At 66.2% G+C, this 19,037-nt stretch carries 17 protein-coding genes; 9 read left to right on the top strand and 8 right to left on the bottom strand.

From position 1 onward, the window contains the following. Positions 1-20 precede the first annotated feature (20 nt). The 4 genes from WMC41_RS21435 to WMC41_RS21450 all read right to left on the bottom strand — a co-directional run bounded on the left by WMC41_RS21435 (position 21) and on the right by WMC41_RS21450 (position 5,873). The gene (locus WMC41_RS21435; protein ID WP_432346264.1) at positions 21-1,655 is read right to left on the bottom strand and encodes an ABC transporter ATP-binding protein; all 1,635 of its coding nucleotides are present in this window, start codon (positions 1,653-1,655) and stop codon (positions 21-23) included. After that, positions 1,652-2,791 carry an ABC transporter permease gene (locus tag WMC41_RS21440; protein WP_432346266.1) on the bottom strand — a complete coding sequence of 380 codons (1,140 nt, stop codon included), beginning with the start codon at positions 2,789-2,791 and terminating at the stop codon, positions 1,652-1,654. Before WMC41_RS21440 ends, WMC41_RS21435 begins: the two co-directional genes overlap by 4 nt. Continuing rightward, on the bottom strand, positions 2,791-3,870 hold the full coding sequence (locus WMC41_RS21445) for a microcin C ABC transporter permease YejB (protein WP_432346268.1): 1,080 nt from the start codon (positions 3,868-3,870) through the stop codon (positions 2,791-2,793). The genes WMC41_RS21440 and WMC41_RS21445 overlap by 1 nt, the downstream gene beginning before the upstream one ends. 152 nt (positions 3,871-4,022) lie before the next feature. Continuing rightward, positions 4,023-5,873: an extracellular solute-binding protein gene (locus WMC41_RS21450; RefSeq protein ID WP_432346270.1), complete on the bottom strand. Its 1,851-nt coding sequence runs from the start codon at positions 5,871-5,873 to the stop codon at positions 4,023-4,025. A 197-nt stretch (positions 5,874-6,070) separates the two neighbouring features. Between WMC41_RS21450 and mepA the strand changes: the two genes are divergently transcribed. The 6 genes from mepA (at position 6,071) to WMC41_RS21480 (ending at position 12,371) form a co-directional block, all read left to right on the top strand. Continuing rightward, positions 6,071-7,126: a penicillin-insensitive murein endopeptidase gene (gene mepA / locus WMC41_RS21455; protein ID WP_244770362.1), complete on the top strand. Its 1,056-nt coding sequence runs from the start codon at positions 6,071-6,073 to the stop codon at positions 7,124-7,126. Between the two features lie 257 nt (positions 7,127-7,383). Continuing rightward, positions 7,384-7,764, top strand: coding sequence for a methylglyoxal synthase (locus WMC41_RS21460; protein WP_432346272.1), 381 nt, complete (start codon positions 7,384-7,386; stop codon positions 7,762-7,764). A gap of 50 nt (positions 7,765-7,814) precedes the next feature. Further along, complete coding sequence (locus WMC41_RS21465; protein WP_432346274.1) at positions 7,815-8,840, top strand: glucokinase; 1,026 nt, start codon at positions 7,815-7,817, stop codon at positions 8,838-8,840. Between the two features lie 120 nt (positions 8,841-8,960). Further along, positions 8,961-10,757 carry an ABC transporter ATP-binding protein gene (locus WMC41_RS21470; protein WP_244770359.1) on the top strand — a complete coding sequence of 599 codons (1,797 nt, stop codon included), beginning with the start codon at positions 8,961-8,963 and terminating at the stop codon, positions 10,755-10,757. A 79-nt stretch (positions 10,758-10,836) separates the two neighbouring features. After that, the gene (gene dapB / locus WMC41_RS21475; RefSeq protein WP_244770358.1) at positions 10,837-11,655 is read left to right on the top strand and encodes a 4-hydroxy-tetrahydrodipicolinate reductase; all 819 of its coding nucleotides are present in this window, start codon (positions 10,837-10,839) and stop codon (positions 11,653-11,655) included. 80 nt (positions 11,656-11,735) lie between these two features. Continuing rightward, entirely contained in the window at positions 11,736-12,371 is a 636-nt protein-coding gene (locus tag WMC41_RS21480) for a 2,3-bisphosphoglycerate-dependent phosphoglycerate mutase (RefSeq protein WP_133035461.1), read from the top strand. 232 nt (positions 12,372-12,603) lie between these two features. Here the strand turns inward: WMC41_RS21480 and WMC41_RS21485 are convergent, their stop codons facing one another. Next, positions 12,604-13,476 carry a bifunctional helix-turn-helix domain-containing protein/methylated-DNA--[protein]-cysteine S-methyltransferase gene (locus WMC41_RS21485; protein WP_272807263.1) on the bottom strand — a complete coding sequence of 291 codons (873 nt, stop codon included), beginning with the start codon at positions 13,474-13,476 and terminating at the stop codon, positions 12,604-12,606. A 123-nt stretch (positions 13,477-13,599) separates the two neighbouring features. Beyond that, positions 13,600-14,100, bottom strand: coding sequence for a DUF2244 domain-containing protein (locus WMC41_RS21490; RefSeq protein WP_432346278.1), 501 nt, complete (start codon positions 14,098-14,100; stop codon positions 13,600-13,602). A gap of 75 nt (positions 14,101-14,175) precedes the next feature. Between WMC41_RS21490 and nth the strand changes: the two genes are divergently transcribed. Then, positions 14,176-14,931, top strand: a complete 756-nt coding sequence (gene nth, locus WMC41_RS21495; protein ID WP_432346280.1) for an endonuclease III — start codon at positions 14,176-14,178, stop codon at positions 14,929-14,931. Here the strand turns inward: nth and WMC41_RS21500 are convergent. Further along, on the bottom strand, positions 14,921-15,496 hold the full coding sequence (locus WMC41_RS21500) for a TetR/AcrR family transcriptional regulator (RefSeq protein ID WP_432346282.1): 576 nt from the start codon (positions 15,494-15,496) through the stop codon (positions 14,921-14,923). The two genes, nth and WMC41_RS21500, sit on opposite strands and share 11 nt — an antisense overlap. 138 nt (positions 15,497-15,634) lie before the next feature. On the opposite strand from WMC41_RS21500, the gene WMC41_RS21505 reads away from it, so the two are divergent. Continuing rightward, positions 15,635-16,060, top strand: coding sequence for a VOC family protein (locus WMC41_RS21505; RefSeq protein WP_244770353.1), 426 nt, complete (start codon positions 15,635-15,637; stop codon positions 16,058-16,060). On the opposite strand, the gene WMC41_RS21510 is transcribed toward WMC41_RS21505, so the two are convergent. After that, entirely contained in the window at positions 16,043-16,768 is a 726-nt protein-coding gene (locus WMC41_RS21510) for a sulfate transporter family protein (RefSeq protein ID WP_432346284.1), read from the bottom strand. The two genes, WMC41_RS21505 and WMC41_RS21510, sit on opposite strands and share 18 nt — an antisense overlap. A gap of 155 nt (positions 16,769-16,923) precedes the next feature. Between WMC41_RS21510 and WMC41_RS21515 the strand changes: the two genes are divergently transcribed. Beyond that, positions 16,924-18,954 (top strand): HAMP domain-containing methyl-accepting chemotaxis protein, encoded by a 2,031-nt coding sequence (locus WMC41_RS21515; RefSeq protein ID WP_432346286.1) that lies wholly within the window; start codon positions 16,924-16,926, stop codon positions 18,952-18,954. Positions 18,955-19,037: the final 83 nt, after the last annotated feature.

A 19,037-nucleotide genomic window follows, 5' to 3' on the forward strand; every position in this document is an offset into this window, starting at 1 on the left:
GATAATGTATAAAAAATGCCTTACTGGCGGATGCTCTCGCTGCGGACCGCTTCGAGATTGAAGGCGGCGGCCATCAGCGCCCTGGTATAGGCCTCGTGCGGCCGTTCGATGATGTCCCTGGCCGGCCCCTTCTCCACCACCTGACCGCCGCGCATGACGATGATGTCGTTGGCGAGCGCGCGCACGACCTTGAGGTCATGGCTGATGAAGAGATAGGCGAGATTGTGCTTGGCCTGCAGGTCGCGCAGGAGCTCCACCACCTGCGCCTGCACGCTCATGTCGAGCGCCGAGGTCGGCTCGTCGAGCATGACGAATTCGGGTTTGAGCACCATGGCGCGGGCGATCGCGATGCGCTGGCGCTGGCCGCCGGAGAATTCGTGCGGATAGCGCCAGCGTGTCGTGGGATCGAGGCCGGTCTCCTCCAGCGCGGCGGCGACGCGGCGGTCGCGCTCCGCCTCGGAGAGCGACGGCTCGTGGACCTTCAGGCCCTCCGCGACGATATCGGCGACCGACATGCGCGGCGAGAGCGAGCCGAAGGGATCTTGGAAGACGATCTGCATGCGCCGGCGCAAGGGCCGCATCTCGCTGAAGGAATGGCCGGCAATATCCTGCCCGACGAAGGCGATGCGGCCCTTCGAGGCGATGAGCCGCGTCAGCGCGAGGCCGAGCGTCGTCTTGCCGGAGCCGGATTCGCCCACCACGCCGAGCGTGTGGCCGGCGCGCAGTTTCAGGTCGATGCCGTCGACGGCCTTCACGTGATCGACGACTCGGCGGAGAAACCCGGCCTTGATCGGGAACCAGACCTTGACGTCCTCCGCCTCGATGACGACGGGCTGGCTGTCGTCGCCCGGGCGCGGCTCGCCCTTGGGCTCGGCGGCGAGCAGGTGGCGGGTATAGGCGTGCTGCGGGCTGGAGAAGATCTCCTCCACCGGGCCGGTCTCGACGATTTTGCCCTTGGTCATCACGCAGACCCGGTCGGCGAACTTGCGGACGATGCCGAGGTCGTGGGTGATGAAGAGCATGGACATGCCATGCTCTTCCTTCAGCGACTTCAGGAGTTCCAGGATCTGCGCCTGCACGGTGACGTCGAGCGCGGTGGTCGGCTCGTCGGCGATCAATAGCTCCGGGCGGTTGGCGAGCGCCATGGCGATCATCACGCGCTGGCGCTGGCCGCCGGACAGCTCGTGCGGATAGGCGGCGAGGCGCTTTTCCGGCTCGCGGATGCCGACCTGGTTGAGCAGTTCGAGAATTTTGGCGCGCGCGGCCGGGCCTTCGATGTCCTGGTGCAGCTTCAGGATCTCGCCGATCTGCCGCTCGATGGAGTGCAGCGGATTGAGCGAGGTCATCGGCTCCTGGAAGATCATCGTGATATCGTTGCCGCGCACGTTCCGCAGCGTCGTATCGGAGGCCTTCAAGAGGTCCTTGCCGTTGAAATGGACCTCGCCGGAGGGGTGGCTCGCGGCCGGGTAGGGCAGCAGCTTCAGGATCGAATTCGCCGTCACGGACTTGCCGGAGCCGGATTCGCCGACAAGCGCCACGACCTCGCCGCGCCGGATGTCGAAGGAGACGCGGTCGACGGCGAGCGTGGTGTTGCCGCCCTGGTGGAAGGCGACGGAGAGGTCGCGGACGGACAGGATGGTTTGGGGATCGCTCACCGGAAGGTCTTCCTCGGATCGAAGGCGTCGCGCGTCGCTTCGCCGACGAAGATCAGCAGCGACAGCATGACGGACATGACGACGAAGGCGGTGAGGCCGAGCCACGGCGCCTGGAGATTGTTCTTGCCCTGCGCGACCAGCTCCCCGAGCGAGGGCGAGCCCGGCGGCATACCGAAGCCGAGGAAGTCGAGCGAGGTGAGCGTGGTGATCGAGCCCGACAGGATGAAGGGCAGGAAGGTCAGCGTCGCCACCATGGCGTTCGGCAGGAGGTGCCGGTACATGATCGTGGCATTGCCGACGCCGAGCGCGCGGGCCGCCCGCACATATTCGAAGTTCCGCGCGCGCAAGAATTCGGCGCGCACCACGCCGACGAAGCCGACCCAGGAGAAGAGCAGCATGATGCCGAGCAGGATCCAGAAGCCGGGCGGCAGGATGGCGGCGATGATCAGCAGGATGTAGAGCACCGGCATCGAGGACCAGATCTCGATGAAGCGCTGCATCAGGAGGTCCGTCCAGCCGCCGAAATAGCCCTGCACGGCGCCCGCCGTCACGCCGACGATCGCCGAGGCGATGGTGAGCACGAGACCGAACAGCACGGAGATGCGGAAGCCGTAGATGACGCGGGCGAGCACGTCGCGCGCCTGGTCGTCGGTGCCGAGCCAGTTGAGGTTGGCGAGCGTGCAGTTCGGGTCCGCCGCGCCGCCCGGATAGCCGGCGCAGCGCTCGTCCCCGGCCATCAGCCAGAAGGGTTTCGTCGGCGCGGAATGCGGGATGTTGGAATTCGTCGTGTTGTAGGAATAGCGGATCGGCGGCCAGACCATCCAGCCATTGGCCTCGATCTCTTCCGTGATGAAGTCCGAGCGATAGTCCGTCTCGGCAAGGAAGCCACCGAACTTCTCCTCCGGATAGTCGACAAGGACGGGAACGAGGATCTCGCCCTTGTAGGAAGCGAGGATCGGCCGGTCGTTGGCGATGAATTCGGCGAACAGGCTGAGGACGAAGATGACGAGGAAGATCCACAGCGACCAGTAGCCGCGACGGTTCGCCTTGAAATTCTCCCAGCGGCGCAGGTTCGTCGGGTTGAGCAGGCCCTTCCTCGGCGGGGCGATCGGCGTTGTCTCCGTGACGGCGCTCATCACACGTCCCTCCGCTCGAAATCGATGCGCGGATCGACCCAGGTGTAGATGAGGTCGGAGATGAGGCTGACGACGAGGCCCATCAGCGAGAAGATGAACAGCGTCGCGAAAACGATCGGATAGTCGCGCCGCACGATGGAATCATAGCCGAGGCGGCCGAGGCCATCGAGCGAGAAGATATATTCGATGAGCAGCGAGCCGGTGAAGAAGGCCGAGATGAAGGCGCCGGGGAAGCCGGCGATGATGATCAGCATGGCATTGCGGAAGACGTGGCCGTAGAGCACCTGCCGCTCGGTGAGGCCCTTGGCGCGGGCGGTGGTGACATACTGCTTCTTGATCTCGTCGATGAAGGAATTCTTCGTCAGGAGCGTGGTCGTGGCGAAGGCGGACAGCAGAAGCGTGATCAGCGGCAGCGTCATGTGCCACATGTAATCGAGCGGCTTCTGCCACCAGGCGAGGCTGTCGAAATTGTCCGAGACGATGCCGCGCAGCGGGAACCAGTCGAGGAAGGAGCCGCCGGCGAAGAGCACGATGAGGAGGATGCCGAAGAGGAAGCTCGGCACGGCGTAGCCGATGATGATGATGCCCGAGGTCCACACGTCGAAGGCCGAGCCGTCCTTCACCGCCTTGCGGATGCCGAGCGGGATGGAGATGGCGTAGGAGAAGACGAGGATCCACACGCCGAGCGAGATGGAGACCGGCATCTTCTGGGCGATCAGGTCGACCACGGAGGTGTTGCGGAAGAAGCTCTCGCCGAAATCGAAGCGCAGATAATCCCACATCATGGTGAAGAAGCGTTCGAGCGGCGGCTTGTCGAAGCCGAACTGCTTTTCCAGCTTGGCGATGAATTCCGGATCGAGGCCGCGCGCGCCGCGATAGGCGCTGTCCTGCCCGATATCCTGCAAAACGTCGCCGCCACCGCCGGAGAGGCGGTCGCCGGAACTCTGGCTGGTGAGGTCGGAAATCACCTGCTCGACCGGGCCGCCGGGGGCGAACTGCACGATCGCGAAGGAAATCGCCATGATGCCGAAGATCGTCGGGATCATCAGCAGGATGCGTCGCAGGATATAGGCGCCCATCAGCGATTACCCGCTGCAGCCGGTTGCCGGTCTTCTCGTCTTGGCGCAGTCCCGTCGGTCAAGCCCAAACCTTCCTTCTGCCGCCGCTTCGCGCGGCGGTGATTCGTCATCGCTATATGGAGCCGAGGACGCCGCACGGCGCAAGCCCCGGCTCATTTCGCGGCATTCTTCGACCACCAGACGTCGGGGAAACCGAGGCTGTAATAGGGCAGTTCCGCCGGGCGGGCGAGGTGGTTCCAATAGGCGACCTGCTGGGATTTGGAATAGAACATCGGCACCAGATAGTGATGGGCGAGCAGGACGCGGTCGAGCGCATGGGTCGTCGCCACGAGTTCGGCACGGTTCGGCGCAAAGACGATGCGGCGGATCAGTTCGTCGATCGCGGGATCGGCGATGCCGGCATAGTTCTTCGAGCCCTGCTGGTCGACGGAGGCCGAGCCCCAGTAATCGCTCTGCTCGTTGCCCGGCACCAGCGTCTGCGCCCAGATGCCGTAGATCATGTCATAGTCGAAGGCGCGCACGCGGTTGGTGTACTGCGAGGCGTCCACCGTGCGGATGCGGGCATCGATGCCGATGTCGTTGAGGCTCTTGACATAGGGCAGGACGGTGCGTTCCTGCGAAGGATTGGAGAGCAGGATTTCGATGCCGAAGGGCTCGCCCGTCTTGACGTTCGTCATCTTCCTGTTCTTGAGCTCGTAGCCCGCCTCCTTGAAGAGCATCATGGCCTTGCGCAGGTTCTCGCGTGTCTTCTGCGGGTCGCCGGCGACGGGATTGGTATAGGGCGTGGTGAAGACGGCGGGCGGGACCTTGTCCTTCAGCTCCTCGAGGATTTCCTTTTCGCGCCCTTCCGGCAGGCCGGAGGAGGCCAGCTCGGTGCCCCAAAAATAGCTGTCGATGCGGTTGAGCCTGCCATAGGCGAGGTTCTTGTTGAGGCTTTCGAAGTCGTAGGCGTAGTTCAGTGCCTCGCGCACCCGCTGGTCCTTGAACCGTTCGCGGCGCAGGTTCGGCACGAAGGCCTGCATGATGCCGACGGCACGCAGCGGATTTTCGATCTCCTCGCGCACGATGCGGCCGTCCTTCACCGCCGGAAAATCATAGGCCGTCATCCAGTGGCTGGAGCTGTTGTCGCGGTAGAAGTCGACATTGCCGGCGCGGAAGGCCTCGAACTCCACATTCCGGTCGCCGAAGAACGTGTAGCTGATCACGCCGAAATTGTTCTGGCCGACATTGACGTTGAGGTCCTTGGCCCAATAGTCGTCGCGCCGCTCAAAGCGGATCGAGCCGCCTGCCTGGAAGGAGGCGATCCTGTAAGGCCCGGAGCCCATGACGGGCTCCAGCGTCGTGCGGCCGATGTCGCGCTTGTTGCCCTTGGCGTCCGTTCCTTCCCACCAGTGCTTGGGCACGATCGGGAACTGGCCGAGAATGTTGGGGAGCTCCTGGTTGTTCTTCTCGTCGAAGCGGAAGGTGACGTCGCGCTCGCCGGTCTTCTCCGCGGAAATCACGTGGCGGTAGTAGTTGGCAAGAAGCGGATTGTGCTCCTTAGACTTGTCGAAGGAGAAGATCACGTCGTCGGGCGTCACCGGCTGGCCGTCGGCCCACGTCGCCTCCGGGCGCAGGCGGAAGGTGGCGTAGGCGATGTCGTCGGGATAGGAGACGGCTTCGGCGAGCAGGCCGTAGGAGGCGGTGATCTCGTCGTCGGCGGATTTCAGCAGCGTGTCGAAGACGAGGGACGTGACGCCGGTCGCGGCCTCGCCCTTCGAGAGAATGGGATTGAAGGTGTCGAATGTGCCGGTCTCGGACAGTTTCAATTCGCCGCCCTTCGGCGCGTCCGGATTGACATAGTCGAAGCGATCGAAGCCGCCCGGGCGCTTCAATTCACCGATGGTCGAGATGCCGGTGCGCCAGACGGGCTCCTTCGCCTCCTGGGCCCTTGCACCGCTCGCGGCCGACAGCGACAGGGCGAGGGCGATGGTGAACACGATTTTCCCGGAGGCTGCCTGCATGCCGAAATCCCTTTCGTTTCGTTTGCCGAAGCGTGAACCAGAGAATAGGCAAAATCCGGGCAAATGACAGGCCTGCCATGAAAGGGGCGGTTTTTGGCCTGCCTATTCCGGGCGACGATTCACTTCCGCGAAAGGATGATCCCTTAACCTTTCGTCAGCGATTGCGATTTTCAGACCGGACGACGCCCGTGCATTCCATGCTTTCCCGATTGACCACCTGCCTTCTTGCCGCCGGACTTGCGCTGACCGCGCTTGCCGGGCCGCTTGCCGCCGAGGAGCGGCCGGCCAAGGAACTGTTCGGCGCCAAGCGCCTGCCGGCCAGAATGGCGGCGAGCCCCTATGGTTCCTATGCCAAGGGCTGCATTGCCGGCGCGGTGGCGATCCCGACGGACGGCCCGTCCTGGCAGGCCATGCGCCTGTCGCGCAACCGGCGCTGGGGGCATCCCGACATGATCGCGCTCATCGAACAGTTTTCGCAGGATGCGCAGAAGCTCGGCTGGCCGGGGCTGCTGCTCGGCGATATTTCCCAGCCGCGCGGCGGGCCGATGCTGTCGGGCCATGCCTCGCACCAGGTCGGGCTCGACGCCGACATCTGGTTCACGCCCATGCCCGACCGCCGGCTTTCGGCCGAGGAGCGCGAAAAGCTGCCCTTCACCTCCATGCTCGACAAGAGCAAGTTTCTGACCGTCGATTCGCGCCGCTGGACGTCCACGCACGCCCGGCTGGTCATGAAGGCGGCGAGCTACCCGCAGGTCGAGCGCGTCTTCGTCAACCCGGCCATCAAGAAGAAGCTGTGCGAGACCTGGCAGGGCGACCGCGCGCTGCTCGGCAAGGTGCGGCCGATCTACGGCCATGACGAGCACTTCCATATCCGCATCAAGTGCCCGGAAGGCGCGGCCGGCTGCAAGCCGCAGGCCCGCGTGCCGGCCGGCGACGGCTGCGACCAGTCGCTCGCCTGGTGGTTCACCAAGGAGCCGTGGGCAAAGCCCACGCCGAAGAAGGACGCCAAGCCCGTCAAGCCGCGCTATGTCAAGCTCTCCGACCTGCCGAACGCCTGCAGCACGGTGCTCGCCAGTGCTTCGCCCGCCTCCGAGCAGGAAGTGACCTATCAGGGCAATGGCGGTGTTTCCTCCACCGCGCTCGCCTTCTCCGGCGGCGGCGAAAGCCCGGCGGCCTCCATCGAATCGGTGATCGCCGCCGACACGCTGCTGCCGGCCATCGTGCCGATCCCGATCCCGCGGCCGTTCCAGTAGCGCTGCATAAACCCTGCACGCCCCTCATCCGGCTGCCGCCACCTTCTCCCCGCAAGCGGGGCGAAGGGAAGGAGGCACCCTTTTCCTAAGCAACCAGCATTGGATGGGAAGGAATGCCTTTTCCACATATCCCTTCGCCCCGCTTGCGGGGAGAAGGTGGCGGCAGCCGGATGAGGGGCATGTCGGGCTGGGGCTTTTCAAGCTCCCGCTGCTTTTGTATAAGGCGATCAAATCGATTTAAAATCGCGGGGAACGCCATGTCGCGCCAGAAATGCATCGCGCTCATCGCGCATGACGAGAAGAAGGACGACATGGCCGCCTTCGCGCTTAACAACGAGAAGGTGCTGGCGCAGGCGAAGATCGTCGCGACCGGCACGACGGGCGGCCGGGTGCTGGAGGCCTGTCCGGGCCTCGACGTCACCCGCCTCAAGAGCGGTCCGCTCGGCGGCGACCAGCAGATCGGCGCGCTGATCGCGACGGGCGAGGTCGATCTCCTCATCTTCTTCGTCGACCCGCTGACCCCCATGCCGCACGACGTCGACGTCAAGGCGCTGATGCGGCTCGCCATCGTCTACGACATTCCGATGGCGCTGAACCGCGCGACGGCCGAACATCTGCTCGACTTTGCCGCCGTTTGACGGCACGTTCACCGGAAACCACCTCCACGCGAAATGAACGGGACAGCCTGATGGTACGGCCGAACGACAGCGAAACGAACTTCCCCTTTCCCATCCTGATCGGCGATATCGGCGGCACCAATGCGCGCTTTGCCCTGCTGGTCGATGCCTTCGCCGAGCCGAAGCAGTTCCCGATCGTCCAGACGGCCGATTTCAAGAATATCGACGACGCGCTCCAGCAATGCATCCTCGACACGACCTCGGTGCAGCCGCGTTCGGCCATTCTCGCGCTCGCCGGCCCCATCGAGGGCGACGAGGTGCCGCTGACCAACTGCCCCTGGGTCGTGCGCCCGCGCGACATGATCGCCAATCTCGGCTTCGACGACGTGCTGCTCGTCAACGATTTCGAGGCGCAGGCGCTCGCCATCGCCTCGCTCAGTGAGGGGGACCGCGAGAAGATCGGCCCCGGCACCGAGCGGCACGCCGCCTCGCGCACGGTGCTCGGCCCCGGCACGGGGCTCGGCGTCGCCGGCCTCGTCTATGCGCGCCACAGCTGGATCCCGGTCCCGGGGGAGGGCGGGCATGTGGATGTCGGCCCGCGCAGCGAGCGCGACCACCAGATCTGGCCCTTCCTCGAGCCGATCGAGGGCCGCATTTCCGCCGAGCAACTGCTGTGCGGCCGCGGCATCATGAATATCTACCATGCCGTTTCGGCTGCGGACGGCGTCGATGCCCCGCTCGAGACCCCGGCGGACGTGACCTCCAAGGCGCTGGCGCAGGAGGACCGCGCGGCGATCGAGACCGTCTCGCTGTTCTCCACCTATCTCGGCCGTGTCGCCGGCGACATGGCGATGATCTTCATGGCCAAGGGCGGCGTGTTCCTGGCCGGCGGCATCTCGCAGAAGATCCTCCCCGCCCTGCGCGGGCCGGAATTCCGCTCCGCCTTCGAGGACAAGGCGCCGCACAGCGCGCTTTTGAAGACAATCCCGACCTATGTGGTCACCCATCCGGTCGCAGCCCTTGCCGGTCTTGCCGCCTTCGCGCGCATGCCGGACCGCTTTGGTGTTGCAACCGAGGGACGCCACTGGAAAAGGTGAAGCCTCCGCTGGCGCTTCGCCGCGCCGCGGACTCGCCAAAGAGGGGCCGAGCCCCTATAGAGCGGATCCAGCGCGGCACATCCTCCCGGTGCCGCAGGACCGTGCAGGAAAGTCAGTTTATTGGCCGATAAGAGTCGAACCGAGCGCCCACACGTCAGCTCCGACACCGTCGCCACCGTGCTCAAGCGCATCATCGCCGAAAACGGCCGCGAGCACGTCCGTGGCTATGTTCTGGCCATCCTCTGCCTCGCCGTCGTCGCCGGCACGACGGGTTTTACCGCCTGGATCATGGAATCGGTGGTCAACGAGGCCTTCGCCAACAAGCGCGCCGACCTCGTCGCCCTCATCTGCGGCTCGATCTTCATCGCCTTCGTGCTGCGCGGCTTTGCCACCTATTACCAGGCCGTCATCCTGTCGAAGATCGGCAACAACATCGTCGCGCGCTACCAGCGCCGGCTCTATTCGCACCTGATGGCGCTCAGCGTCGGCTATTTCAACGAATCGCGCTCGGCCTATCTCGCCGCCCAGATCAGCCAGAACGTCACCGGCATCCGCGATGTCCTGAACATGACGGTGACGTCGGTCGCGCGTGACTTCCTGACGCTCGTCGCCCTCATCGGCGTGATGATCTCCAAGGACTGGCTGCTGACGCTGATCGTCTTCGTCGTCGCCCCGCCGCTGCTGATCGGCCTGCGCTACGTCTCCAGGCGCCTGCGCAGCGCCACGCGCGAATCCGTCGAGCTCAACAGCCATGTGCTCGGCGCCATGCAGGAGACGATCCAGGGCATCGCCATCGTCAAGGCCTTCACCATGGAGGCGCAGCTGAAGGCCAAGGTCGAGGGCATCATCGACCGGGCCGAAAGCCGCTCCAACCGCATCGCGCGGCTGACCGAGCGCACCGCGCCCATGACCGAGACCTTCGCCGGCGCGGCGATCGCCGGCGTGCTCGCCTATGCCGCCTATCGCTCGATCTATGGCGGCGTGCTGCCGGGCGCCTTCTTCTCCTTCGTCGCGGCGCTGCTGATGGCCTACGACCCGGCAAAGCGCCTTGCCCGCCTGCAGGTCTCGCTGGAACGCGCGGTCGTCAATGCCCGCATGATCTACGAGGTCCTCGACCTGAAGCCGCGCCAGGCCGACCGGCCGGATGCAAGGCCGCTCGTCGTTTCCGATGCCACGATCACCTTCCGGGGCGTGCGCTTCGGCTATTCGGAAAACGAGGCGATCCTCAAGGGCGTGAGCTTCACCGCCGAGGGCGGCCGCACGACCGCGCTCGTCGGACCGTCCGGCGCCGGCAAGTCGACGGTCATCAACCTCATCCCGCGCTTCTACGATCCGGAAGAGGGCGAGATCCTCATCGACGGGCAGGACATCGCCCATGTGACGAAACAGTCGCTGCGCAACGCCATCGCCTATGTCTCCCAGCAGCCCTATCTCTTCGAGGGCACGATCCGCGACAATATCCGCTACGGCCGCCCCGATGCGACGGATGCGGAGATCGAGGAGGCGGCGCGCCATGCCTATGCGCATGATTTCATCCTCGCCCAGCCGCTCGGCTACGACACGCCCGTCGGCGAGAACGGCGTGACGCTTTCCGGCGGCCAGCGCCAGCGGCTGTCGATCGCCCGTGCGCTGGTGCGGGGTGCGCCGATCCTCCTGCTCGACGAGGCGACCTCGGCGCTCGACACGGAATCCGAGCAGGCGGTGCAGAAGGCGCTCGACGAGGCGATGAGCGGGCGCACCGTGGTCGTCATCGCGCACCGGCTCTCCACCATCGTGCGGGCCGACAAGATCATCGTCATGCAGGGCGGAACGGTCGCCGAAGAGGGCACGCACGAGGCGCTTGCGAGCCGGGAGAACGGCCTCTACGCTCGCCTCAACAGCCTCCAGGCACCCGCCGCCGGCAGCACGGGCAAATAGGCCGCTCCAAAACGGGCAGCCTTGCGGAAAGACAGGAACGGGAGCGCGCCGGCGCTCCGCAGAAGGGATGGAACGGGACATGAGCGGCAACGCAATGAAGCTGGTCGTCGTGGGGGCGGCGGGCCGCATGGGCCAGACGCTGATCCGCACGATCCACGCGATCGAGGGCGCGGCGGTCTTCGCGGCGGTCGAGCGCGAAGGCTCGCCCTTCATCGGCCGCGACGCGGGAGAGCTGGCCGGCCTCGGGCCGATCGGCGTTCCCGTCACCGACAAGCCGCTCGAAGCCTTCGTCGCGGCGGAGGGCGTCCTGGATTTCACGGCGCCCGCCGCAACGATCGAATTTGCCGGCCTCGCCGCGCAGGCGCGCATCGTGCATGTCATCGGCACCACCGGCTGCTCGCCGGCCGATGACGAGAAGATCAAGGCCGCCGCCCGCCACGCCCGCATCGTCAAGTCCGGCAATATGAGCCTCGGCGTCAACCTGCTCGGCGTCCTCACCGAGACCGCCGCCCGCGCTCTCGGCCCCGGCGACTGGGACATCGAGGTGCTGGAAATGCACCACAAGCACAAGGTCGATGCGCCCTCGGGCACCGCGCTGCTGCTCGGCGATGCCGCCGCGAAGGGCCGCGGCATTTCGCTGGCCGACCATTCGGTGCGCGTGCGCGACGGCCATACCGGGCCACGCCCCGCGGGCTCGATCGGCTTTGCCACGCTGCGCGGCGGCTCGGTCATCGGCGACCATTCGGTGATGCTGGCCGGCGAGGGCGAGATCGTGACCCTGTCGCACAGCGCGACGGACCGCTCGATCTTCGCCCGCGGTGCCGTGCAGGCGGCGCTCTGGGCGCGCGACAGGAAGCCCGGCCTCTATTCCATGCTCGACGTGCTCGGGCTCAACTGACTTTTTCTTTCTTTTTCGCATCGTTCCGAAAACCGGTATCCACGTTTCGGAACGATGCCAACCCTCGGGAGACAGACCATATGAGCGGAACCCTCGTCCTCGTTCGCCACGGCCAGAGCGAATGGAACCTGAAAAACCTCTTCACCGGCTGGCGCGATCCGGACCTGACGGCGCTCGGCGTCGAGGAGGCCAAGACCGGCGGCAAGGCGATCGCCGAGACCGGAATCAAGTTCGATGTCGCGTTTACCTCCGATCTTTCCCGCGCGCAGAAGACGCTGTCGCTCATCCTCGACGAGATCGGCCAGCCCGGCCTGGAAACGATTCGCGACCAGGCGCTGAACGAGCGCGACTACGGCGACCTCTCGGGCCTCAACAAGGACGATGCCCGCGCCAAGTGGGGCGAGGAGCAGGTGCATATCTGGCGTCGCTCCTACGACGTGCCGCCGCCGGGTGGCGAGAGCCTGCGCGATACCGGCGCCCGCGTCTGGCCCTACTATCTCACGGAGATCCTGCCCCGCGTGCTGCGCGGCGAGAAGGTGCTCGTCGCCGCCCACGGCAATTCGCTGCGCTCGCTGGTGATGGTGCTCGACAAGCTTTCCAAGGAAGAGATCCTGAAGCTCAACCTCGCCACCGGCGTGCCGATGGTCTACGTGCTGAACGCGGATTCGACGGTGAAGTCGAAGGACGTGCTCGGGGACATGTCGGGCGCGCACTGAGCAACGGTGCGCAAGCAGGGGCGCGCGGCGGCAATCTGCTCCGCTGGCGTCCCATCGCCACCGCTCTTGCCGGCATCTCCAGCCCGCTGCCCTCTCCTTCGTCATGGTCGGGCTTGACCCGACCATCCACGCCGCAAGCGCCGCCTGGATCCTCGGGTCGAGCCCGAGGATGACGGAGGAAGTGGACGTGCATTCAAGGACAAGGCCGGCGTTTCCGCCGGCCTTTCCGTTTTCAGGCCTTGCCCGATTCCCAGCCCAGCATCGCGCGCTTGCGCGTCAGGCCCCAGTGGTAGCCCGTCAGCGCCCCGCTCTTGCCGAGCGCCCGGTGGCAGGGCACGACGAAGGAGATGGGGTTGCGGCCGACGGCGGCGCCGACGGCGCGCGAGGCGGTCGGCTGGCCGAGCTTTTCGGCGATCGACGAATAGGTGACCGCGCAGCCCATCGGAATGCGCAAGAGCGCCTCCCAGACGCGGACCTGGAAATCCGAGCCGATCAGCACGACGCGCAGCGGCGCCTTGGGATCCCAGCGCTTCGGGTCGAAGATGCGTTCCGCATAGGCGGCGGTCGCCTCTCGGTCTTCCACATAATGCGCGTTCGGCCAGCGCGAGGACATGTCCTCGAAAGCGTCCATGCCGTCGGCCTCGTCGGTGAAGGCAAGGCCGGCAAGGCCGCGGTCGGTGATCATGACGAGCGCCCCGCCGAAGGGCGAGGGGTGCAGGCCGTAGCGGATCGTCAGGCCCGCGCCGCGCGCCTTCCATTCGCCGGGCGACATCGCCTCGTGCGTGACGAAGAGGTCGTGCAGGCGGCCCGGGCCGGAAAGGCCGACCTCGAAGCTCGTCTCGAGCAGCGGCAGTTCCTCCTGGCGCAGCAGCCGCTTGGCATGGTCGAGCGTCACCGCTTGCAGGAAGGCCTTCGGCGAGAGGCCGGCCCAGCGGGTGAAGGTCTTCTGCAGCTGCGTCGGCGACTGGTCGAGCCGGCCGGCGATTTCGTCGAGGCCCGGCTGTTCGCGATAGTCCTCGGTAATCAGCTCGATGACCCGGCGGACGGTCGCGTAGTCGTCGCCCTCGGGCGTGATGTCGGTCTTCAGGGTTGCGGCAATGTTCATCGTTCTTCTCCTGTGCCGCCAGAAAAGCATGCCGCCGGCGTCCCCGCCACCCGATTCCTGCGGTCGGGCCAATCGAGCGAGGACTTGCGGCGCCTTGCGTCCGGGACCGGATGAGAACGACGCTCAGTAGCCGCGCTTGACCCGCGCCAGCGCGCCGGAAAAGGCCGAGGCGAAGCGTTCGCGGTCGTCGAGCGGCAGGAAGGTGCCGACATCCGTCTGGCGGCCGTTGCCGCGCACATGCATGGCGGTGATGCCGATCTTCGCCTTGCGCGAGACGAGGAAGCGCGCCCAGAACGGGTTGAAGACGTGCTCGGTCTCGCGGCCCGACGGGCTGATCTTGCGGATCGAGATGTTGGTGCGCGAGAGTAAGACCACCTCGCGGGCCTTCGCCGCCCGGTTGTTCAGCCAGAAGGCGCCGAAGAGCACGAGGAAATCGAGACCGAAGAACAGGACGACCGGCCAGGCGCCGGAGATCATGAAAACGGCCATGTGGGCGAAGCTGAGCGCGCCCGCGATGAGGAAGAAGATGCGGTGGCCGCTCCGCCCGAGCGACCGGTAGGGGTGCAGTTCGGCGGAAAAGACCGGCAGGTCGTTCATCGTGATGTCGGCGTTGCCTTGCGTCATGGGGCATGACTATAAGCAAGTCGCGCAAAACTGTGTAGCGGTTTTGCGCGATGACATGCGTCCTGCGGAAGCACCATGGAAAACGGAACGATCAAGAAGAAAGCGGCGCCCCGGCGCAAGGCGCCGGCACGGCCGAAGAGCCTCTATTCGCAGGACGAGCTGAAGGAGATCTTCCGGCGCTTCTCCATCCAGCGGCCGGAGCCGAAGGGCGAGCTGGAGCACGTCAATCCCTTCACGCTCGTCGTCGCCGTGGCGCTGTCCGCCCAGGCGACGGATGCCGGCGTCAACAAGGCGACCCGCGCGCTCTTCAAGGTCGCCGACACGCCGGAAAAGATGCTGGCGCTCGGCGAGGAAAAGGTCCGCGACCATATCAAGACGATCGGCCTTTACCGCAACAAGGCCAAGAACGTCATCGCGCTCAGCCGGATGCTCGTCGACCGCTTCGGCGGCGAGGTGCCGCGCACCCGCGAGGAGCTGGTCATGCTGCCCGGCGTCGGGCGCAAGACGGCGAATGTGGTGTTGTCCATGGCCTTCGGCGAGGCGACGCTGGCGGTCGATACGCATATCTTCCGCATCGCCAATCGCCTCCGCCTCGCGCCCGGTAAGACGCCGGACGAGGTGGAGGACCGGCTGATCCGCATCATCCCGGACGAATATCTCTATCACGCGCATCACTGGCTGATCCTGCACGGGCGGTACTGTTGCAAGGCGCGCCGGCCGGAATGCGAGCACTGTATCATCGCCGATCTGTGCAAGTCGCCGGAAAAGACCTGCGACGTGCCGGCGCCGCTCGTGGAGCTGCCGCCGCAGCTTTTCGGCCCTACGCCCTGACGAGCCCGTCCAGCAGGCTGGCGACCGCGCCCTCATAGGCCTTGCGGTCCGCGCCCGTCTCGATGGCGATCGCCGCGCGGTCGAAGGCGGCGGAGATGAGGTCCGTGAGGGCCTGCAGCCTTGCTGCGTCCACGCCCTTGCCGATGAGGTCGGAAAGCCCTGCCTTCAGCGTGCCCTCGGCATTGTCCCGGTCGATCGCGCCGGCGCTCTCGAAACCGAGCACGGCGGGCGCCTCGAGCAGCAGCAGGCGCGTGCGGCCGGGCACCGCCATGGCATCGAAATAGGCGGCGGCGCCGAGCAGCAGCGCCTCGCGTGGCGAGCCGGCGGGCAGCGAGACCGTGTCGATATGGGCGGCGACGGCCTCCGCTTCGCGCTCCAGCGTGGCGCGGAACAGCGCCTTCTTGTCCTCGAAATGGTGATAGAGCGCGCCGCGCGTCACCCCGGCCTCTGCCACGATGTCGGGCGTCGCCGTGTCCGCATATCCCCTGTCCACGAAAAGCCGCCGGGCCGCCTCGATCAGCGCGAGGCGGGTCGCTTCCGTACGCTCCTTGTTGCTGCGTGCCATTTTTCCCCTTTACATACAAACAGAATGTATGTTAACTGATAGAAACATGCAGACTGTATGTTTAACGCGCCGGCAAATCCAGCGAAACCGTACGTGGTTTGCCGTCCGACATGTGGAAAACGGAAAAGGAGCAACCCGATGAAGACGACCAGCTATTATCCGGTGATCATGACCGACGACGTGGCGGGCACCGCCGCCTTCTACGAAAAGCATTTCCGCTTCGAGGCGCTCTTCACCAGCGACTGGTACATCCATCTGCAGTCCAGCGAGGACGAGAAGGTGACGCTCGCCGTGCTCGACGGCAGCCACGAGACGATCCCGGCCGTCGGCCGCGGCAAGGTTTCCGGCCTGCTGCTGAACTTCGAGGTGGAGGACGTCGATGCGGTCTATGAGGCGGTGCGCGCCGCCGGCCTGCCGATCCTGCGCGACATCCGCGACGAGGACTTCGGCCAGCGCCACTTCATCACCGCCGATCCGAACGGCGTGATGATCGACGTGATCACGCCGATCCCGCCGAACGCCGACTATGCGGCCATGTACGACGCGTCAGTTCTGCCGCAGTGAAAAGCCGGGATCCTTGCCGCTCAGCGCCTTGTGGAGATGCACCATGAGGCCGGCGGCAAAGAGCGGCGTCAGCAGGTTGACGACCGGGATCGCCAGGAAGGCGGCAATGAGCAGGCCGGCCATCAGCACCGTCGCGGCGTGCTTGGCCCTAAACAGGCGCGCCTCCGCCGGCGGGCGGTGGCGCATCGCCGCGAACTCGAAGAACTCCCGGCCGAGCAGGTAGCCGTTGACCAGGAAGAAGGCGACGAGGTTGATGCCGGGGATGAACAGCAGGAAGAGCGCGAGAAGGTTGCCGAGGATGACGACGCCGAGGAACTTGACCGAGCCGGCGATCGCCTGGCCCATCGGCAGCGCCCGTCCGGGCGCCTGCGCGGGATAGTCGCGTTTCTCGATGACCTCGGCGACGTCGTCGAGGAAGAAGCCGGCGATGATCGCCGTCACCGGCGCGAGCAGGAGGGCGAGCCCGAGCGCGAGGCCGATGCTGGCGAGGACGCCGAAGACGAAGGTGAGCCAGCCTGCCCATTCCGGCAGGTCGGGCATCATCATGCCCTGCAGAAAGGGCCAGGCGAAGGCGATGAAGGTTTCCCGAAGGCCGAACCACAGGACGATGAGCGCGAGAAGGGTGAGTCCGATGACCTTCCAGAACACGCCCCGCGTCTCGGGGGCGAAGAGATTGGCGAGCGAAAGGCGGGCGGCGTTGAGGATCATCGAAAACTCCTGTTCGCTTGCGCATGTAGGGTGTGGAAAAGCGGCCGGCAAGGCAGGAGGTCGGGACTGTCCATTAAGCCGGCGTTAAACGACCGCTCCTAAACTTCTGCGCATCCGCACGAAGCCGTGCCGCCGAAGACAATCAGGGAACTGTCATGCGTAATGTCCGGATCAGCAGGCTCCTGCCCGCCCTCTTCGTCCTCATGGTCGTGCTGGGCGCCCTGCAAGGCGCCGTCGCCTTCCGCTCCCTCTCGGCGATGACCGGCCATATCGAGCGCATCGGGGCGGAGCGCATGCCCGAGATGAGCCGCATCCTGCAGCTCAGCCACGCCTTCGCCGAGCTCAATGCGATCTATTCCGAACACCTGCTCTCGATGGATCCAGACGAGATCGGCCGTATCGAGGGGCGGATCAAGGAGCGCGCCGATGCCTTTGCCGGCATGGTCGACAGCTATGGCGCGGCCAACAGCGGCAACGCCGCCACGGCCACGGAAGTCGACGGCATCAAGGCGGCGCTGAAGACCTATCTCGACGACGCCGCAAAGCTCATCCAGTTCTCCGCCATCGCCGCCAAGGGGCCGGCGCTGGAAGTCTACAAGGGGCCGATGCAGGCGAGCGCCGACGCGATCAGCGCCTCGCTGGGCGACCTTGTCGCCAGCACCCAGAAGGTCACCGACGAGACGATCCTTTCGGCGCGCAGCGAGGAAGGCTCGGCCTTTGCGCTGACCTGGGCATCGCTTGCCATCTCCATGGGCCTGGCGATCGCCGCGATCTTCCTCGTCAACCGCCGCGTCGTCAGGCCGCTCACCGGCCTTGCCGGCGCGATGAAGAAGCTGGCGGACGGCGATACGGCGCTCGCCATTCCCCATGCCGACCGCAGCGACGAGATCGGCGAGATGGCCGGCACCGTCGCCGTCTTCCGCGACAATGCCGCCGAGCGCCAGCGCCTGGAGCGCCAGAGCGACGAAGACCGCCGTCGGGCCGAGGGCGAACGTCAGGCGCGCGAGGCCGAGCGCACCCGCGACAGCGGCCGCGTGCAGGAGGCCGTCGCCAGCCTTGCCGATGCGCTCGGCAGGCTTGCGAGCGGCGACATGACCTGCCGCATCGAAAAACCCTTCGACGGCGACCTCGACCGGCTGCGCGAGGATTTCAACGCCTCCGTCTCGCGCCTCAGCGATGCGCTGCGCGAGGTCGGCGAGAATGCCCGTGCGATCGATGCCGGCGCCAGCCAGATCCGCGCCGCGGCCGACGATCTTTCGCGCCGCACCGAGCAGCAGGCCGCCTCCGTCGAGGAGACCGCCGCCGCGCTGGAACAGATCACCACCACTGTCAGGGATTCCACCCGGCGGGCGGAGGAGGCGGGCCAGCTCGTCGCACGCACCCGTTCGGGTGCGGAAAAATCCGGCGAGATCGTGCGCCGCGCCGTTTCGGCCATGCAGGAGATCGAAAAGTCCTCCAGCGAGATCACCAGCATCATCGGCGTCATCGATGAGATCGCCTTCCAGACCAACCTCCTCGCCCTCAATGCGGGCGTGGAAGCGGCCCGGGCGGGCGAGGCGGGCAAGGGCTTTGCCGTCGTGGCGCAGGAGGTGCGCGAGCTCGCCCAGCGCTCGGCCAAGGCCGCCAAGGAGATCAAGGCGCTGATCACCACCTCGGGCGAGCAGGTGCGCTCCGGCGTCTCCCTCGTCGACGATACGGGCCGCGCACTGCAGGCGATCGTCACCGAGGTGCAGGAGATCAACGGCCACGTCCAGGCGATCGTCGAGGCGGCGCGTGAGCAGTCGACCGGCCTCCAGGAGATCAACACCGCCGTCAACGCGATGGACCAGGGCACGCAGAAGAACGCCGCCATGGTGGAGGAGACGACCGCCGCAAGCCACGGCCTTGCCTCCGAGGTCCAGGCGCTCAACGCCCTGATCGGCCGCTTCAATGTCGGCGGCAGCGCGGCTGCCGGCCGTACCGTGCACGCGCCGCACCTGCATGTCGTGTCGTCCGCCGCCACCCCGCCGCCCGTTGCGCCCGCCCCGGCGCCGGCTCGCAAGTCGCCCGGCCAGTGGAACGTCAAGCCGGCCACCGGCGGTTCGCGTCCCGTCACCTCGCCGGCCCTGGCGCTCGGCGAAAAGCTGGCAGGCGCCCTCGGCGTGCGGCAGGACAAGGGAAACGACGGGGACTGGGAAGAGTTTTGACGAAAGGCGGTGCCGGCGGTTCCCGCTCGCGCCGCGCCGGTCTTCCGGCCGATAGGGTAGTCCAAGGCAGGCGCTGCTGACAA

Source organism: Shinella yambaruensis (assembly GCF_050859155.1).
Lineage (GTDB): Bacteria > Pseudomonadota > Alphaproteobacteria > Rhizobiales > Rhizobiaceae > Shinella > Shinella yambaruensis.

Coding starts and splice junctions, on each gene's coding strand:
- WMC41_RS21440 (WP_432346266.1), bottom strand. CDS start 2,791: ATGAGCGCCGTCACGGAGACAACGCCGATCGCCCCGCCGAGGAAGGGC.
- WMC41_RS21445 (WP_432346268.1), bottom strand. CDS start 3,870: ATGGGCGCCTATATCCTGCGACGCATCCTGCTGATGATCCCGACGATC.
- WMC41_RS21450 (WP_432346270.1), bottom strand. CDS start 5,873: ATGCAGGCAGCCTCCGGGAAAATCGTGTTCACCATCGCCCTCGCCCTG.
- mepA (WP_244770362.1), top strand. CDS start 6,071: ATGCTTTCCCGATTGACCACCTGCCTTCTTGCCGCCGGACTTGCGCTG.
- WMC41_RS21460 (WP_432346272.1), top strand. CDS start 7,384: ATGTCGCGCCAGAAATGCATCGCGCTCATCGCGCATGACGAGAAGAAG.
- WMC41_RS21465 (WP_432346274.1), top strand. CDS start 7,815: ATGGTACGGCCGAACGACAGCGAAACGAACTTCCCCTTTCCCATCCTG.
- dapB (WP_244770358.1), top strand. CDS start 10,837: ATGAGCGGCAACGCAATGAAGCTGGTCGTCGTGGGGGCGGCGGGCCGC.
- WMC41_RS21480 (WP_133035461.1), top strand. CDS start 11,736: ATGAGCGGAACCCTCGTCCTCGTTCGCCACGGCCAGAGCGAATGGAAC.
- WMC41_RS21485 (WP_272807263.1), bottom strand. CDS start 13,476: ATGAACATTGCCGCAACCCTGAAGACCGACATCACGCCCGAGGGCGAC.
- WMC41_RS21490 (WP_432346278.1), bottom strand. CDS start 14,100: ATGACGCAAGGCAACGCCGACATCACGATGAACGACCTGCCGGTCTTT.
- nth (WP_432346280.1), top strand. CDS start 14,176: ATGGAAAACGGAACGATCAAGAAGAAAGCGGCGCCCCGGCGCAAGGCG.
- WMC41_RS21500 (WP_432346282.1), bottom strand. CDS start 15,496: ATGGCACGCAGCAACAAGGAGCGTACGGAAGCGACCCGCCTCGCGCTG.
- WMC41_RS21505 (WP_244770353.1), top strand. CDS start 15,635: ATGAAGACGACCAGCTATTATCCGGTGATCATGACCGACGACGTGGCG.
- WMC41_RS21510 (WP_432346284.1), bottom strand. CDS start 16,768: ATGATCCTCAACGCCGCCCGCCTTTCGCTCGCCAATCTCTTCGCCCCC.
- WMC41_RS21515 (WP_432346286.1), top strand. CDS start 16,924: ATGCGTAATGTCCGGATCAGCAGGCTCCTGCCCGCCCTCTTCGTCCTC.